This is a genomic window from Pseudomonas sp. WS 5411, from assembly GCF_012985595.1.
Classification (GTDB): Bacteria; Pseudomonadota; Gammaproteobacteria; order Pseudomonadales; family Pseudomonadaceae; genus Aquipseudomonas; species Aquipseudomonas shahriarae.
This window is the reverse complement of the sequence record NZ_JAARMC010000005.1, coordinates 25764-42670: the sequence shown is the minus strand read 5'-3', so window position 1 is coordinate 42670 and position 16907 is coordinate 25764. Positions and strand designations below refer to the sequence as shown.

Sequence of the window (16907 nt, the reverse complement as noted above, 5' to 3'; positions counted from 1 at the left end):
AGTGTTTATATTCTTTGTTTTGGGCTGGATGGCGGCAAGCGGGCTATTTAAATATTAAATAGTGCTAAATAGTTAAATGCCAGACACGTCACACTTTAGTGCTAAGTGGATCCAAAATATTGAGTGGGGTGCACTTTTAAAGTGCCACCGTGTCATTGGTAAATATTAAATAGCCACTGTTTAATTATCGACAGCTTGCGGCCGCTATCACCGGCAAGCCGGCGATAGCGAGGTCAAGACTAGCCACGCCACCCCGTTTGGCGCAGGGCCTCCAGCAGCGTCTGCCCCTCCAGCCCCGGTACCAGCACGCCATCGGCGGTGGTCATGTCCTCCCCGGCGAGGATCGCGTTGATGATCGCCTCTTCCACCGCCTCGGCCGCGGCGCTGAACAAGGGCGAAATATGATCGTTATTGACCATGCTCAACGTTGTGCTCAGGGGCAGGTCCTTGCGCCCGTAATCCGCCGGCGGCAGGTCGTGGTTGCCGGTGGCAAACGCGAGGAACAGATCACCACTGGAATCCTCGGTGCCACCGCCGGTACGGGCAATGCCGATAGAGGCGCGTTGCGCCAGGCGCTGGCACTGGTGCGGCAGCAGCGGCGCATCGGTGGCGATAATCACCACGATGGAGCCCATGCCCGGCGTACCACGCTCGGCAAATGGCGAGGCGATTTCCATCAGGTGCCGCCCCACCGGGTAGCCATCCACCCGCAGCTCCTGGCGCTTGCCGTGGTTGGCCTGTACCAGCACGCCGACAGTCCAGCCGCCCTGCTCCGCCGCCAGCTTGCGCGAGGCGCTGCCGATACCGCCCTTGAATTCATGGCAGATCATCCCGGTGCCACCGCCCACGGCACCCTCCTGTACCGGGCCGGATTCCGCGTTGGCCATGGCCTGCAGCACATGCTCGGGGCCGATATGCTGGCCCCAGATATCGTTGAGCAGGCCGTCGTAGGTTTCCATCACCACCGGCATGCACCAGTACACCGCCGGGTCAGCCAGGCTGTCGCGCTCCAGGGCAATCAGGGTGTCGCGCACAATGCCGATACTGTGGGTGTTGGTGATCGCCAGGGGCGTGGTCAGCAGCCCGGCTTCGCCGATCCACTCAAGGCCGGTGGCGTCGCCGTTGCCATTGAGCACGTGGTACCCGGCAAAACACGGCTGCAGCCGCGCTGCACCGGCCCGCGGCTGGATCAGTGTGACCCCGGTGCGCACCTGTTTGCCGTCGATCTGCTCCTTGAGCGTGCTGTGGCCGACCCGAATCCCGGGGACGTCGGTAATCGCATTCAATTCGCCGGGCGTACCCAGCCCCAACGTGATGCCCAATTGACGTGCGCGCATAACCACTCCTTACAGTTTCTGAAACGCCGGACTCGACCGGCCGCTGATGCAGTACAGGATCACCGACAAGGCCAGCAGGCCGATGATAATCATGATGTCGCGCATGGACGCCGCGCTAAACAAGGTAAATAACAGATAACCCGCGCCCGCCACGGCCAGCAGTGCCGGCACCGGCCACAGGGGCATGCGGTACGGGTGCTCGCGGTCGCGCAACAGCACCCGGCTCATCAGCGCGCTCAGGGCGACGATCAGGTACACCAGCATGATCAACAACACGCTGAAGGACGTCAGGTCTGCCAGGTTGGAGCTGAAGCTGAGCAGTGCCGATGGGATCGCCAGAAACAGCGTGGCCAGCCATGGCGAATCCCAGCGTGGGTGGATGCGGGTGAAGAGTTTATTGATGGTCGGCGTCCACAGCGCATCACGGCCGCTGCTGAACACCACCCGGCCGATCTGGATCACGATGGCTACGATGGCGTTGAACACCGAGAGGAAGATCCCGGCGCTGACCAGGCGTGACAGGGTTTCATTACCATGGCTGGTCAGCAGGTAGCCGATGGGGTCCGGGCTGCTGATCATCTCGCTCAGGGACGGGGCGCCGATCAACAGCGCGGTGATTGGCACCAACTCGATCACCACCACCAAGCCCAGGGACCACAGCACCGCCTTGTGCACGCCCTTGCCGCCGCACTTCATGTCTTCGGCCAGCAACACCGCCGGGCCGTAGCCGTTGAACGAGAACAGGCCGATGCCCACCGCGCCGATCACCAGGGCCCAGGGCGCCAGGTGCAGCACGCCGTTTTCGACGATCTGCGGTTGGAACAGCACACTGGCCGGCTGTACCGGGTTGCCAAAGCCGATAAACACAATCACCAGCAACGCCGCCACTTCCAACAGCAGGCAAGTGCCGGTGATCCAGGCGTTGAGCTTGATATTGAGAATGCCCAGGGCGTAACTGCACACCACAATCACCAGGGCCACGGTTTGTGAATCGAACTTCGTGCCCAGGGCGTTATTGAGGTAGGTCGCGGCGCCGGTGGCCAGGACCGGCGGAATAAACAACAGCATCACCAGTACCGTGAGGAACGTCGCGTAGCCGGCCATGCCGCCAAACACGCGCTTGGCGTACACGTATTCGCCACCGGCACTGTTATGGGCACGCCCCAGTTCCGCGTAGCAAAAGGCGAACATCAGCGCCAGTAGCCCAGCCATCACAAATGCCAGGAACACCCCGCTGCCCGCTTGCTGGATCGCGAACGGTGCAATAACAAATACGGAACTGGCCGGGGTTACCGCCGAAACGGTAATGGCCACCACATCGAACACACTCAAGGTAGGTTTCAGCACGCCGTCGGGTGCGGGGGTTGCGCTCATGTCGTTATCCTCGTGGTTATTCTTTTTATTGGAAAGCTGGTTGAGGCAGGAACGAAAAGGGAATGCGTGTGCGGGATATGTTTCCCGCTGAATGCCAGGGAATCTAGGCGCTGCGCCGGCACCCGCCAATTCCCCTATTGGAGTACTCCCCTTGACGGGCTCGTGCAAAAGCCGAACCCTTGGCCGATCTTTCAGCCATCGGAACCCATCACATGAGCCTGTTCAGGGAAATCGGCATGCATGCGGGGCTGGGTCGGACGGTGTCGCAAATTGGCACCGAGCGTTTCTGGAAGCAACTGGTGTTGCTGCTGCACCAGAACCTGGCGTTCGATAACGCCCTGGCAATCTTCTACCCGCTGGATGGCCCGCCCCAGGCGCTGGAGGAGTACGACGCGCAGCCCACCAGCAAACCGGCGTCGATGCTGGTGTACCTCAATGGTTTGTACTTGCTCGACCCGTTCTTCCAGGCCTGCCGTGAAGGCTATGCCAGCGGCGTGTATCGCCTGGAAGAGGTGGCGCCGGACCATTTCCGCCAGAGCGAGTACTTCCTCAATTACTTTCACGACAATGTGCTGGAGGATGAGGTGCAGTTCATCCTGCAACTGCCGGGGGTGGGCACCTTGTCGTTGTCCCTGGGGATGCAGCGGGTGTTTACCGCGTCTGAAACCGGGCTGCTGACCCTGCTGGCGGCGTGGGTGCTGCCACTGATGCAGCAGCACTGGCAGCAGAGCACCCGGCGCGCACCAGCCGGCGAGGCCATGGCCAGCCAGATTCGCGATGCGTTGAGCCATTTTGGCAGTGGGGTGTTGTCCGAGCGCGAACTGGAAATCGCCCGCCTGGTATTGCGCGGGTTCTCATCCAAGGCCATGGCCGAACGCCTGAGCATCTCGCCGGACACGGTCAAGGTGCATCGCCGGCACCTGTACGCCAAGCTGGATATCTCGTCGCAGCCGGAGTTGTTTTCGTTGTTTATCCAGTCGTTGGGGCATGACCTGGATAACCCATAAGGCAGGCATGTGGGAGTGGTGGATCAAGTAAGGATGTGTCGACTGGCCTACCGCCATCGCAGGCAAGCCAGCTCCCACATTTGACTTGTGGTGTGGCCACAATTTTCTGCTCGCTGAGTTCCCCCTGTGGGAGCGGGCTTGCCCGCGATGGCGGTGTGTCAGTCACATTTATCTAACCTGACACTCCAGCCCCCATCAGGGTAAGCGTGCTGCCTTAGCGCCCGGTACGGATAGTGTTCCAGATCCGCGTGCGAACACGGTCGATCTTCATCGGCATGGCTTCGAGGGCGAAGAGCTTGCCCATCATTTCCTCGCTCGGGTACACCTTGGTGTCGCTCTTGATCACCGGGTCTACCAGGCTGTCGGCGGCGCTGTTGCCGTTGGCGTAGTGCACGAAGTTGGTGATGTCGGCCATCACGTCCGGGCGCAGCAGGTAGTTCATAAAGGCATAGCCGGCCTTCTCATCCGGGGCGTCGGCGGGCATGGCGACCATGTCGAACCAGATCGCGGCGCCTTCCTTGGGGATGTTGTAGCCGATCTTCACGCCATTCTTGGCTTCCTTGGCACGGCTTTCGGCCTGCAGCACGTCACCCGAAAAACCCACTGCCACGCAGATGTCGCCATTGGCCAGGTCGCCGGTGTATTTCGAGGAGTGGAAGTAGGCAATGTACGGCCGCACTTTGATCAGCAACGCCTCGGCCTTTTTATAGTCCTCAGGGTTCTTGCTGTGGTGCGGCAAGCCCAGGTAATTCAGGGCAATGGGCAGCAGTTCCGGACCGTTGTCGAGGATCGCCACCCCGCACTTACTGAGTTTTTCCATGTATTCGGGCTTGAAGATCAAGTCCCAGGAGTTGACCGGCGCGTCGTCGCCCAACACTGCCTTGACCTTGTCGATGTTGTAGCCGATGCCGGTGCTGCCCCACAGGTACGGGAAGCCGTGTTCATTGCCCGGGTCGTTGGTTTGCAGGGCCTTGAGCAGCACCGGGTTGAGGTTTTTCCAGTTCGGCAGTTGGCTCTTGTCGAGCTTTTTCAGGGCCCCGCCCTGGATCTGCCGGGCCATGAAGTGGTTGGACGGGAACACCACGTCGTAGCCCGAGTTACCGGTCATCAACTTGCCGTCCAGGGTCTCGTTGCTGTCGTACACGTCGTAGCTGAAACCGATCCCGGTTTCCTTCTGGAAGTTCTTGGTGGTGTCCGGCGCGATGTAGCTCGACCAGTTGTAGATTTTCACCGTCTCGGCGGCCTGGGTCAGGGACGCCACCAACATCAAGGGCAACAGGGCAATGGGTCTCATGGTTCGATTTCCTGGCGGTTATAGGGCTGTTTTTATGGCAGGCGATCAAGGATCAAAAGATTAGAGGATCAACACATAGGTCTTGCGCACGGTCTCCTGGATATCCCAGATGCCCGTGCTGTTGGCCGGCAACATCAGTGCATCGCCGGCTTCGATATGCAGGGTTTCGCCGTCATCGGGGGTGAAGGTGCAGCGGCCCTGGATAAAGTGGCAGAACTCCTGGGCCACGATCTGGCGCCGCCAGCGGCCGGGGGTGCATTCCCAGATACCGGTTTCGACGCCGTCGTTGCGCTCTACGCTGAGGGTGGAGGCCACGGCAACCGGAGTGCCCAGGGGCACGGCGACCGGGTTTGAGTCCGGCAAGTGGCGGTTAAGGGTGTCTTTGAATTGGGTAATGCTCATGGTCATACCTGTGGTGATTGAAGCGACTTAGTGCATGAAACCTTCCATGAAACCGGCAATCCCACTGGCCAGCTTGCGCCGCCAGGGCGCGGTGTTCGGGTCGGCCAGGGTCTGGTCCTCATGGACAAAACTGCGAATGATGGCGTTGTAGCCCAACCAGCGGCACGGCTCCGGCTCCCAGCCCCGGAGGGTATTCAGGCCGCCGTCGCGCAACACCCATGGCTGCTGGACCAGCGGCGTGTCGCGCCCCAGGATCAGGTCGGCCAGGGTCCGGCCACCCAGGTTGCTGGCGCCCACGCCCTCCCCGCCATACCCGCCGGACAAGGCGATGCCACTCTGTTGGTCGCACAGCATGTGCGGCCGGAAGCGCCGCGACATGCCGAGGTTGCCGCCCCAGGAGTGGGTGACCCGCACATGCTTGAGTTGCGGGAACAGCTCGCAGAACAGATAGCGGCGCAGTTCCACTTCGCTGTCGGTGAGGTCGAAGTTGTGGCGCAGCTTGCCGGCAAACTGATAGCCGCCGCGGGCCCCGAACACCAGGCGGTTATCGGCGGTACGCTGGCCGTAGGTGACCTGGCGGCTGCTTTCACCGAAGGCCTGGCCCTGATTCAAGCCAATTTCCTCCCAGGTGCTGGCCGGTAGAGGTTCGGTGGCGACGATCAGGCTCTGCACCGGCAGTTGATAGCGACCCAGGGGCTTGAGCGTCGGCGCATAGCCCTCCACCGCCGGCACCACCCACGAGGCGCGGACCTGGGCCTGCTCGGTGCGCAGGCTGCCGGACTGCCAGTGGGTGACCGGGCTGTTCTCGTAGATCGCCACGCCCATGGCCTCGACCACCCGCGCCAACCCGCGTACCAGCTTGGCCGGGTGGATCGTCGCGACGTGGGGGGTGTAGACCGCACCATAGGCCGAGGCGATGCGGATCTGCCCGGCCAGTTGTTCGGGGCTGAGCCAGCGATAGTCGTCGTCGGTCAGGCCCTGGCCATGCAGCTTGGCCAGGTATTCGCGCAGGCTGGCTTCCTGCTCGGGGTAACGGGCGGCGCAGTGCAACGCCCCGCCTTTGCGGTAGTCGCAGTCGATACCTTCGCGCTGCAACACCTGCCCGACTTCATCGGGGATGCCGTGCAGCAGGTCAAACGAGGCCCGGCGCTGCTCGGCGGGCAGCCCTGCCAGCAAGCGATCTTCGCCCAGCAGATTGCCCATCAGCCAGCCACCGTTGCGCCCGGAAGCGCCAAAACCGGCGGTCTGCGCCTCGATGATCACCACCTTGAGCTGCGGCGCGTGGCGCTTGAGGTAATAGGCGGTCCACAACCCGGTGTAGCCGGCGCCAATAATGGCCACATCGACATCCAGGTCCTGCCCGAGGGACGCACGCGCCTCCAGCGGCTCTTGCAGCTGGTCCATCCATAAACTGATCTTGCGCCATGCCGGCATGCCGAACTCCACCACCAAACGTCGATGGCGTGATCCTAGTGCCTGGCTTCAGTCGTCGTCTTGCGCGCGTGCACGCAGGGAAATTTGTTTGACGTAGGCCTTGGGCGACAAGCCAGTGTGCTGGCGGAAACAGCTGTAGAACGCCGACAAGGAATTGAAACCGGCGGCAAACGCCAGCTCGTCGATACGGATCGGCGGCGTGGCGCCCTCCAGCGCCGCCAGTAAATGCTGCAGGCGGGCCTGGTTGACGTAGCGGTAAAAGCTCTGCCCCAGCACCTGGTTGAGCAGGTAGGAAATCTGGTTGCGGCTGTAGCCACATTCCTTGGCCACCCGCTGCAGGTCCAGTTCCGGGTCGAGATAGGGTTGCTGGCGCCGGAAGTACTGCTGCAGATCGTTGGCCAGGTAACTCAGTTGCTGGGGCGACAGGCCCAGGCGGCTGACGGTCGGCCGCGTGGCCTGGGACTGGGAACGGCTGGTGGCGGGCTCGTGCACCAGGGACGCGTATTCGTTGACGCGCCAGATCAGCCCGTCGCGCACGGTGATCGCCTCACTGGTGCGAAACGACACCAGGCCCTGGCCGCCACGCAAGGTCACGCGATACTGGATAAAGGCGGTATCGCCGTCGGTGCGAATGCGGTCGGTGTGTTCAATGCCTTCGTCGGGGTCGCGGGGCATGCTGGCTTGCAGGTACTCGCGCAACCGGTCGAAGCACACCACGCGGTTCTGGAAGAAATCGTGGTACTGGATATCCGGGTGATAGTGCGCCATCACCCCGTCCAGGTCCCGGTGTTTCCAGCAAAGATGATGGCGCAACACCACCTCGGCAGTCGCTTGCGTCTGTTGCGGGCTATCGGCCGGGGCGGTCTGTGGCATACAACGCTCGAAAACGGCTAAAGCCTGGAGCTTGCACAACTTTACCAAGGGCTTCAATGGCAACGTGACAGTTTTAAGTAGTGGCCTTTTGCCTAAGCATTCGTAAGACATGACCCACATCAAACTTCTTGCAAGCAACTGCCGAACGGATAGAAAAAACTCCGGTGTTCACTGCGAGTGAGTGCTATTTTTTAAGCTTCACGGTCAGCGCCATTGATGGTTCTGACGCCCTTGCCGCGAGCTAAAGGAAGCGCTCAATGAACAAGGTGGGCCACATGAACAAAGTGACGTTCCCCAACGCATGTCAGTTGATGCGCTGGCATTTTCATCCGGTCGGTTTTGAAGGCAGCATGGACGCACCCGGCAGCCTGATTGCGCGCCTGTTTGACCGAGAGAGTGGTGAAACCCTGATTGCCATCGCTGGCATTCCCTGCGCCACGGTGATGAATGCCACGGATGTGGAGCGGATTATCGAGGCGATCGAGGCTGAGCTGGAATCGTTTGTGCGGCCAAAGTTGCTGCAGGCCTGAAGGGTGTGGGAGCTGTCTCGCCCGGCGAGACATCTGCCACATTTGATTTATTGCGCTTTAATGGCGCGGCGATCATCAAAGAACGCCTTGCCCCCCGCCACCCGATCCGACGCTCTGGGCGCATGCCCCACCTGGCCATCCTGCCCTTCGACATACCAATAGCAATGGCTCACCGCCCGGGTAATCCCGACATAGGCCAGGCGCAGCACTTCGTCTTTTTGCGCATTGTCGTAAGGCTCGGCATCCCCGTCCTTGCCAAGGCCGGCCATGCGGTACACCTGGTTCTTGTAGGGCGAACGGGTCAGGTGCTGGCAGTCGCCGAGCAAAAACACGGCATCCGCCTGCAGCCCCTTGGCGCTGTGGTAGGTCAGTTGCTTAAAGCGGCGCATGCCCGGCGGCAAGCTAGAATCAAGGTTAACTACAGACTGAATATGCTCTTGAATCAATAGCTTATCGCTGCTTTTTCGATACAACATCAATACCGATTCGCCCCGTTGATAGTGCGCCAGCAACTGCTGCGCCAGGCCCGCCTCGTCACGATCCAGCACCTGTACCGGCACCAGCGCCCTGGCTGCGCCGCTGGCCTTGGCCTTCTTGCCGCTGATTGCCGGTGCGGCTTTAACGATATGTTCGGCCGCATCAATGATGTGCTGATGACTGCGGAAGTTCTCCCCGAGCATCACCCGCGTGGTGGTCGGCGACGGGAACTCCTTGTTGAACTCCATGAAGTACTTGGGCGAACTGCCGCGCCAGCCATAGATCGACTGCCAGTCATCACCGACACAGAGCAGCGAAGAATGCTGGGCCGCGCGCCCCACATGCAGCGCCGGCCCACGGCTGCGGATCTCGCGCAGGCTGGCGCGGATCCACGACACGATCTGTGGCGAGACATCCTGGAATTCGTCGATCATCAAGTGCGACAGCGGGCGCAACAGCCCGTCGCTGAGCAGCTTGAGGTTTTCTGGCGTGTTCTCGCCAAACAGCGAAAACATGCGGTTGTAGGTCATGATCGGCGGCGACTGGTCCAGCAGATGATCTTCCAGGGCCTTCCAGAAAATACTCAGGGCCTCGAAGAAGCCGCGGTCCGGGTCATCCTTGGCAAAGCTCATCTGGCCCACCGCCGTGGGCACGTCCAGGCCGAGGTTCTCGATAAAGCCGGCGGCGCTCACAAAACAGTCCAGCAATGGCGCTGAAGCCAACTCACCTTTGACCTTGTAATCAAACCCGGGGCCGGAGCTGGCATCCCCCGCCAGGCTGCTCAACAGGCGCTTGGATGATTCGTAGTTATCCAACCAAATCAATGGCTTGCGGCAGAATGCTTGAAACAGGGTGCGTTTTACCGCCCATTCAGCCCGCACCGACAGCTTGGCCCCAGGGCGGGCGATCTGTGGGTTTTCCCTGGCGTCGAAGCCCAGCACCACCCAGGCATCCAGCTCGGCGCTGTAGCCATGGCAATGGAACGACGCACCATTGATTTCAACACGCTGGCGGTTCGGCTCGATGCCCTTGATCGGCCATGCGCCGGCCCGGAACCACAGATCCTCGATCACATCGCACAATTCTTCATCGCGCTTGGCCGCCAACTCGGTGACGGCCACGCGTTTTTGCACATCCGGGTGGTCGCGCTCCAGCTCCTTGAGCTGCAAGGCATGGCGGGCCATCGGTGCAATCAACTCGCGAAAACGTGCATGCCGGCCGTAGAGGCCGTGGTAGCAGGCATTGAGCTGCTGGCGCTGGGCATCGTTGATGCGCAGGTCGAAGGGGTTGCTGTCGGCCTCGTCATCGTAGAGGCCGCTGCGCAGGTTTTCGAAGGCCTGCAACCGCTCAAAGCCCGGAAGGCTACGAACCATAGGCAGGATGCGCGAGTGAAAGGTCCGCACTACCGCCTGGGCTTCTTTCAAAGCAAGGGGTTGGCCCCACAGGTGGAGAATCTCCATGAGCTTGCGGATAAAGTCCTGGCGTGACTCGCGGGTGAAGGTCACCACGGTCATGGCGCTCAGCTCAAAGCCCAGGTAATGGGTCAACAGCAGGATCCGCAGGACCAGCGAGGTAGATTTGCCAGCCCCGGCCCCGGCAATCACCGAAGTTGAAGGGGTATCGCTGAAGATCATCTTCCACTGCGCCGTGCTGGGCTGCGCATGGGCCGGCAGCAGGCGCGCCACATCGGCTTTGATGCGTTTTTTCAATTCGGGGGTCAGTGGCAGGCGCCAATCGTCGAACAGGCTGTCGTCCACGCCCGGGGCGCGGTGCTCATCACTACGGAAGTCGCGAATCAACAGAACCTGACGGCCCTCCTCGATGCCATCGCGCCGGCCTTCCTGGTAGCCATACTCCACACCGGCCTCATGCCCGCTGCGAAAGCCATCGGCCTGACCGTGCAACCACGAAAAACGATGCTGGGCCCGCAGGCGCGTCAACCCATGGCCAAACAGCCGCGCAGCCAGGCGTTTGAACAGCGGCATTTGCGCCAGGGGGCGCAGTTCGGGAGGCAGATCGGGGGTGTGCTGCGGCACGCGGACTCCTGCGGGGGCTTGAGCGAACAGAGGCCCTATGGTCGCCGGAATCCCTCGACAGTTCCAGCCAATTGCTTTGGCTTCATGCAGTTAGGCGATGAACTGAAGCTGGGGTCTAGTTCTGGGGCTGGAAAAACAATCGAATAATCTGATAAGAATCAGGCATTTTTTACGCTTTTTGTCGATGATGCCCTGGCGGATGATACGCCCATCAACAGGAGACGATCATGCTTGAACTTCGACCTTTTACCTCCCTGGGCGGCGCCAATCACGGTTGGCTGGATGCTCATCACCACTTCTCGTTCGCCGAGTACCATGACCCGCAACGTATGCATTGGGGCAACCTGCGGGTGTGGAACGACGACATCATCGCGCCGGGCACCGGCTTTCCGCAGCATCCGCACCGGGACATGGAAATCATCACCTATGTGCGTGAAGGTGCCATCAGCCACGCCGACAACCTTGGCAACAAGGGCCGCACCGAGGCGGGCGACGTGCAGGTGATGAGCGCCGGTACCGGGATCGCCCATAGCGAATACAACCTTGAAGCCACGGCGACCAAAATTTTCCAGATCTGGATCATTCCCAATGAAGCGGGCTTGCCCCCTTCCTGGGGCGCCAAACCTTTTCCCAAGGGTGAGCGCGAAGGGTTCGTGACCTTGGCCAGCGGCAAGCACGGTGACCATGAAAGCTTGCGGATCCGTGCCGACGCACGCCTGGTGGCGGCCAATCTGAAGGCTGGGGAAAGTGCCGAGTATCACCTGGATGCAGGCCGCCGGGCGTACCTGGTGCCGGCGACCGGGGTGATCGAGGTCAATGGTCTGCGAGCGCAGGCGCGTGACGGCGTTGCAGTGCAGGATGAGCGGGTGTTGCGGGTAACGGCGGTCGAAGACAGCGAAGTGGTGCTGGTGGACCTGGCCTGATCTCGAGCCAGACTCAAAAACCAATGTGGGAGCGGGCTTGCCCGCGATGACGATGGGTCAGTCACACATGTATTGACTGATCCACCGCCATCGCGAGCACGCCCGCTCCCACATTTTTTACAACCGTGTGTCAGTTCGGGGTAATGGCGCCATCCACCAACACCTGCGCCTCTTCCACCAGGCGCTTGAGGTGATCTTCGCCAATAAAGCTCTCGGCATAGATCTTGTAGATATCCTCGGTGCCCGACGGCCGTGCGGCAAACCAGCCGTTTTCGGTCATGACTTTCAGCCCGCCAATCGCCTGGTCATTCCCCGGCGCATGGCTGAGGATCTGCTGGATGCTCTCCCCGGCCAATTGCTTGGACGTGACCTGCTCCGGTGCCAGTTTGCCCAGCAGCGCCTTCTGCGCCGGCGTGGCCTTGGCATCCACCCGAATGGCGAACGGCTCGCCCAGGGCGTCGGTCAGGCCACGGTAGATCTGGCTAGGGTCCTGGCCTTTGCGCGAGGTCATTTCTGCGGCCAGCAAGGCCGGGATCAGACCGTCCTTGTCAGTACTCCACACGCTGCCGTCCTTGCGCAGGAACGAAGCGCCCGCGCTTTCTTCGCCGCCAAACCCCAGGGAGCCGTCGAACAGGCCGTCGGCAAACCATTTGAAGCCTACCGGCACTTCGTACAGGCGGCGGCCGATGCGTGCGGCCACGCGGTCGATCAAACCACTGCTGACCACGGTTTTACCCACGGCCGCATCCGCCCGCCATTGGGGACGGTTCTGGAACAGGTAGTCGATCGACACCGCCAGGTAGTTGTTCGGCGCCAACAGCCCGCCCGACGGAGTGACGATGCCGTGGCGGTCGTGGTCGGGGTCGCAGGCAAACGCTACATCGAAGCGTTCTTTAAGGCCGATCAGGCCTTGCATCGCGTAGCTGGAGGACGGGTCCATGCGGATCTGGCCATCCCAATCCACGCTCATGAAACGGAAGGTCGGGTCGACTTCGGTATTCACCACGTCCAGGTTCAGACGGTAATGCTCGGCGATGGCCGACCAGTAGCGCACCCCTGCTCCACCCAGTGGGTCCACGCCCAGGCGCAGATCGGCGCTGCGGATGGCGTCCATGTCGATGACATTGACCAGATCGGCCACATAGGTGTTGAGGTAATCATGGCGATGGGTGGTGTCGGCTTTCAGCGCCTGCGCGTGGGTGATGCGCTTGACCCCGGCCAGCTTGGCCGCCAGCAGTTCGTTGGCCTTGGCCTCGATCCATTTGGTGACGTGGGTATCGGCCGGGCCGCCGTTGGGCGGGTTGTACTTGTAGCCGCCGCTCTGGGGCGGGTTATGGGAGGGCGTGATGACAATGCCGTCGGCCAGCCCGCTGGTGCGGCCACGGTTGTAGCAGAGGATGGCGTGGGAAATCGCCGGGGTCGGCGTGTATTCATCGCCTTCGGCGAGCATCACATGCACACCGTTGGCGGCCAGCACTTCCAGGGCGCTGGCGCCGGCCGGCGTGGACAGCGCGTGGGTGTCGAGGCCGACAAACAGCGGGCCATTGATGCCTTGCGCCTCACGGTACAGGCAAATGGCCTGGCTGATGGCCAATACGTGCCACTCATTGAAGCTCAAGTCAAAAGAACTGCCACGGTGCCCGGAGGTACCAAAAGCCACGCGCTGAGTGGAGATCGCTGCATCGGGCTGGCCAGTGTAATAGGCCGTCACCAGTCGCGGGATGTCCACCAGCAATTGAGCTGGCGCCGGTTTGCCCGCAAAAGGACTGAGAGTCATGCAAAAACCTCTGAAAAGAAGGATTCGGAAAAGGAATGCAGTTTACTGGGTGTTCGACCGCCACGCGACGGTATCTATCCCACAATAATCAGGGATATTTCCCACAAAACCAATTCATCCGTGCTGCCCCTGCTTGAGGGCCTGGGCCAACTCCTCCAACACCAGGTCCAGGCTGTGATGAGTGCTGACCGCATGGCTCAAGCGAAAGTGCTGCTGGTACAGGCCCGTCACGCTGAATAACTCGCCCGGGGCGATCACCACCTGGCGTGCCAGCATGTTCTGGAACACCCGGCGCATATCCACGGCCTCGGTCGAACGCAACCAGAAGGTGGCGCCAGCCTGCGGCGCCCGGTACGTCACGCGCTCGCCCAGATGCTGGGCCAGGCGTGCCTGCATCGCTGCAGCGTGTTCCTTGAGCACTATGCGCAAATCATCCAGGTGCTGGTCAAAGCGGCCACTGTGGTAAAGCCGGGCAATCGCACGCTGGCGAATGGACGATAAACGAAACGCACGCAACAGGAACTGACGCTGCAAGGGCGTGCTCAGGTGCCGCGAGAGCAGATAACCATAGGGCGCCTCCGGGCCCATGGCTTTCTCGAAACTGGAAAACACCATCAGCCGCTCGGGGTTCACCAGGTCCCGCAGGTAGCGGGTGCACGCCTCAAACGCCAGCCCGCCATGGGTGTCGTTTTCCAGCAGCCAGCAGTCATATTGCTCCAGTAACCCGGCCACCTGCGCCTGATCCGCCACACTCAAGGCGTTACCCGTGGCAAGGCCTGGGGTCGAGGACAGCAGCGCCAGTTGCACCCCCTCGGTCCGCAGTTGCTGCTCCAGATACCCAGGATCGAGCCTGCCCTGCTCGTTGCATGGCCACTCGATCACACGCACTCCGGCATCTTGCAACAGGCGCAGGATAAGCCAGTCACACGGCGACTCCACCAACACCGTCGCCCCTTTGAGCGCCAGCACCTCGATCAGAATGGCCAGGACACCTCGCAGGTCCGCGCCGATGTACACGTCATCCGCCTGCCAGCAACGTGTGGGCGAACGGGTATAGCGCGCCGCCAGTGCCGCACGCAGTTCCCAGATACCACACGGCTGGGAATAGGGTTGCAACTGGCGCGGATACTGGCGCACCAGTTCACGCTCCAGTTGCAGCAGCGGCGCGTCCAGGGACAACAGCTGTGCCGGCTCATCGGCACTGAGTACCAACATCCCCGGCCTGCGTGCCCCTACATACAAGCGCTCCAGCAAATCCCCCGTGGTACAGCACGCAGTGCTACCGGCAATGGGCAAGGCGTAGTAGCCGGACTTGGCTACCGAGTACACCCTGCCCTCCTTTTCCAGGAGCGAGTAGGCGTACTGAATGGTGGAAATCGACACATTCAACCGCTCTGCCAGGTGTCGCAAGGACGGCAGCTTGACCCGGCCCTCGGTGCCCACTTCATTGATCAGGTTGATCATGTAGCGATACACCGCCTGATAGGCGAAGTCTGCCTGTTTATCGTCCTTCATGAGGATTCCTGCCCGAGCAACGGCTGCCGTCGCGCAACCACCCTCAGTACCCTGGTACGCCGCACGGTCCTGTGGCCGGCTCCTCGACATTGATACAGGCCGCATTGGCCGCGACATGGGTGCCGTACAAATGCTGCAAAAGCGCCAGGGGCAAACCGCTGGTATCGACCATCCAATGCTGGATCAGCTCTGCCGATGCCTTGCCCTCAAGAGCTTTGTGCAGTTCGGGCAGCGCCACCAGCATGCCCGGGTGACAGCGACGCAAGAAGGCTTCCAGCCGCTGTCCTTGCTGGATAAACGGTGAAAACAACAGGCACACCAGTTGGCTCTCCTCCAGGCCAAAGAACTCGCGGGCGTAGGTCGCCGCCAGCATGCGCCCATCCTTGGTGCCGGCTTGGGCAATCAGCAATTCGGGGATTTTTTTACGGCGCATAAAGCCGCTGGCGTGTTCGATAAAGCGCGTGACGCCCTCTCGATAATCAAGGCCCAGCAGCACTTCAGCCTGCAGGCCATGCATATGCGCCATCAGCAAGGGGTTGGCGTAGGCCGGGGTGCTGAACTGAAAGGCGAATTCATCCTGTTTGTAACCCATAAAATCGTAAAGCAGTGCCGTGAAATCCTGCCCGGCCGCGCGTAACAGATCGGCCACGCCAATATAGGTCAGGTGACGATGCACCTCTTTGGAAGCGTTATCCTCCGACGCGTAATGTTCGCCATAGACATCGCGGTAATAGCCGGCGCTGCAATCATCCATCCGGCAAAACAGGGTATTGAGCGCCAGTGGCTGGCCGGCGTGGCCTTTCATGCCTGCAGCGCAGGTGGTCCTGAACAGCCACGCCAGGTATTGGTTCTGCTGGCGCGGCGAATCACTGCTGACCAGGGCGTGCACCCCGCCGTCCCATGCCGTGATACGGCGATAGAAATCCCCCAGGGACAGGTATCTGTCGTTGCACACGCTGGCGCGGATATCCCCTGAACGCTTATGCCCGATCATCAACATGTTGCGCCGGCCGATATCCTGGCCCGCTGCTGAAGCGGGGCGCAGGTGGTTGAAGGGCAGAACTTCCTGGTTTTCCACCATCAGCAGCTCGACCCTGGGGTCGTCGTGGAAAAACAACGCGCTATAGCCCCGATGAATGCTGTCCAGTGCCGCTTGCGTCATCCCGGTATGGCGCAGGGTGGCGACTCGCAATTGAAAACTCCTCGGCGCCCGGCCGGCGATGGTCAATTGGGCGGCGCGCAAGAAGGCCAGTGCGTAACTGCTGCCTTTGCCGCCCCCGTGGGTGACCAGTACTTTGTAGTCGCCAATCTGCTCGATGCCACCTGCCGCTACAATCAATCGCTGAATCAATAACTGAAGTGCGGTGCGCTCCGCTCGCGAGAAGTAGCCCTGCAACCGTTGCAATACCTGCTGGTAAACATAATTCATGGCTTGTTCGTGAATAGCGCTCATAGCTTTACTACCTGAGGTTAACTGTCAGTTCCGAGCAAGCAGTTGCGCGTGCCTGTCCGACCTGCTGTTTGCTTAGAGTTGACGTCTGTTGCGATTAAAGCTGATAGCTAAATGTTAGCACCGCACAACAAAACGCCAGTTGGAACATCCCGACGAAGATGCCACCACCTGCTGAAGAAAGCCCCTACAGCGGCCCAATGACCACCTTAGGAACGGTCTTACAACTTCCTACTAGTCTTTAACTCAAACATTAAAGAATGATCTGACATATGCAGTGCAGGGCAAAGTCGGGATTCAGTTCGCGCGCACTTTAAACCTCTCTCTACAGGCCAACGTCCTTGAGCCGGTATACAAGACGACTTATTAGTTACAGCGAACCGCTGTTTGGATTTGATTTCTGCAATCATTGCTCAGTCCTTGAGATGAAAGTGACTGGGCAATTATCAGCGCTTGTTTGATGATTAAAAGATACAGA

13 protein-coding genes are annotated in these 16907 nt (G+C 60.8%); 3 read left to right on the top strand and 10 right to left on the bottom strand.

Annotation, left to right across the window (positions count from 1 at the left end; all coding sequences use genetic code 11):
• Positions 1-239: 239 nt before the first annotated feature.
• Positions 240-1337: a P1 family peptidase gene (locus HBR93_RS10665; RefSeq protein ID WP_057438453.1), complete on the bottom strand. Its 1098-nt coding sequence runs from the start codon at positions 1335-1337 to the stop codon at positions 240-242.
• A gap of 9 nt (positions 1338-1346) precedes the next feature.
• Positions 1347-2711: an APC family permease gene (locus HBR93_RS10660; protein ID WP_057444785.1), complete on the bottom strand. Its 1365-nt coding sequence runs from the start codon at positions 2709-2711 to the stop codon at positions 1347-1349.
• A 212-nt stretch (positions 2712-2923) separates the two neighbouring features.
• On the opposite strand from HBR93_RS10660, the gene HBR93_RS10655 reads away from it, so the two are divergent.
• Complete coding sequence (locus HBR93_RS10655; RefSeq protein WP_057959676.1) at positions 2924-3718, top strand: helix-turn-helix transcriptional regulator; 795 nt, start codon at positions 2924-2926, stop codon at positions 3716-3718.
• 214 nt (positions 3719-3932) lie between these two features.
• Here HBR93_RS10655 and HBR93_RS10650 read toward each other — a convergent pair whose 3' ends face one another.
• The 4 genes from HBR93_RS10650 to HBR93_RS10635 are packed head-to-tail and all read right to left on the bottom strand — an operon-like array spanning position 3933 to position 7721.
• Positions 3933-5012, bottom strand: a complete 1080-nt coding sequence (locus tag HBR93_RS10650) for a polyamine ABC transporter substrate-binding protein (protein WP_057959677.1) — start codon at positions 5010-5012, stop codon at positions 3933-3935.
• A gap of 60 nt (positions 5013-5072) precedes the next feature.
• Positions 5073-5414: a cupin domain-containing protein gene (locus HBR93_RS10645; protein ID WP_057438450.1), complete on the bottom strand. Its 342-nt coding sequence runs from the start codon at positions 5412-5414 to the stop codon at positions 5073-5075.
• Between the two features lie 27 nt (positions 5415-5441).
• Positions 5442-6848 carry an FAD-binding oxidoreductase gene (locus HBR93_RS10640; RefSeq protein ID WP_057444789.1) on the bottom strand — a complete coding sequence of 469 codons (1407 nt, stop codon included), beginning with the start codon at positions 6846-6848 and terminating at the stop codon, positions 5442-5444.
• A 48-nt stretch (positions 6849-6896) separates the two neighbouring features.
• Complete coding sequence (locus HBR93_RS10635; protein ID WP_169960298.1) at positions 6897-7721, bottom strand: helix-turn-helix domain-containing protein; 825 nt, start codon at positions 7719-7721, stop codon at positions 6897-6899.
• Positions 7722-7978: 257 nt separating this feature from the next.
• Between HBR93_RS10635 and HBR93_RS10630 the strand changes: the two genes are divergently transcribed.
• Complete coding sequence (locus tag HBR93_RS10630; RefSeq protein WP_057438448.1) at positions 7979-8251, top strand: DUF1652 domain-containing protein; 273 nt, start codon at positions 7979-7981, stop codon at positions 8249-8251.
• A gap of 47 nt (positions 8252-8298) precedes the next feature.
• On the opposite strand, the gene HBR93_RS10625 is transcribed toward HBR93_RS10630, so the two are convergent.
• Positions 8299-10764 carry a UvrD-helicase domain-containing protein gene (locus HBR93_RS10625; protein WP_115128199.1) on the bottom strand — a complete coding sequence of 822 codons (2466 nt, stop codon included), beginning with the start codon at positions 10762-10764 and terminating at the stop codon, positions 8299-8301.
• Positions 10765-10991: 227 nt separating this feature from the next.
• Here HBR93_RS10625 and HBR93_RS10620 point away from each other — a divergent pair, with 227 nt between their 5' ends.
• Positions 10992-11687 carry a pirin family protein gene (locus HBR93_RS10620; protein ID WP_057438447.1) on the top strand — a complete coding sequence of 232 codons (696 nt, stop codon included), beginning with the start codon at positions 10992-10994 and terminating at the stop codon, positions 11685-11687.
• A gap of 130 nt (positions 11688-11817) precedes the next feature.
• On the opposite strand, the gene pgm is transcribed toward HBR93_RS10620, so the two are convergent.
• The 3 genes from pgm to HBR93_RS10605 all read right to left on the bottom strand — a co-directional run bounded on the left by pgm (position 11818) and on the right by HBR93_RS10605 (position 16432).
• Entirely contained in the window at positions 11818-13464 is a 1647-nt protein-coding gene (gene pgm / locus HBR93_RS10615) for a phosphoglucomutase (alpha-D-glucose-1,6-bisphosphate-dependent) (RefSeq protein ID WP_169960297.1), read from the bottom strand.
• Positions 13465-13578: 114 nt separating this feature from the next.
• Positions 13579-14985 carry an aminotransferase class I/II-fold pyridoxal phosphate-dependent enzyme gene (locus HBR93_RS10610; RefSeq protein WP_169960359.1) on the bottom strand — a complete coding sequence of 469 codons (1407 nt, stop codon included), beginning with the start codon at positions 14983-14985 and terminating at the stop codon, positions 13579-13581.
• Positions 14986-15022: 37 nt separating this feature from the next.
• Positions 15023-16432, bottom strand: a complete 1410-nt coding sequence (locus HBR93_RS10605; protein WP_169960296.1) for a hypothetical protein — start codon at positions 16430-16432, stop codon at positions 15023-15025.
• Positions 16433-16907 lie beyond the last annotated feature (475 nt).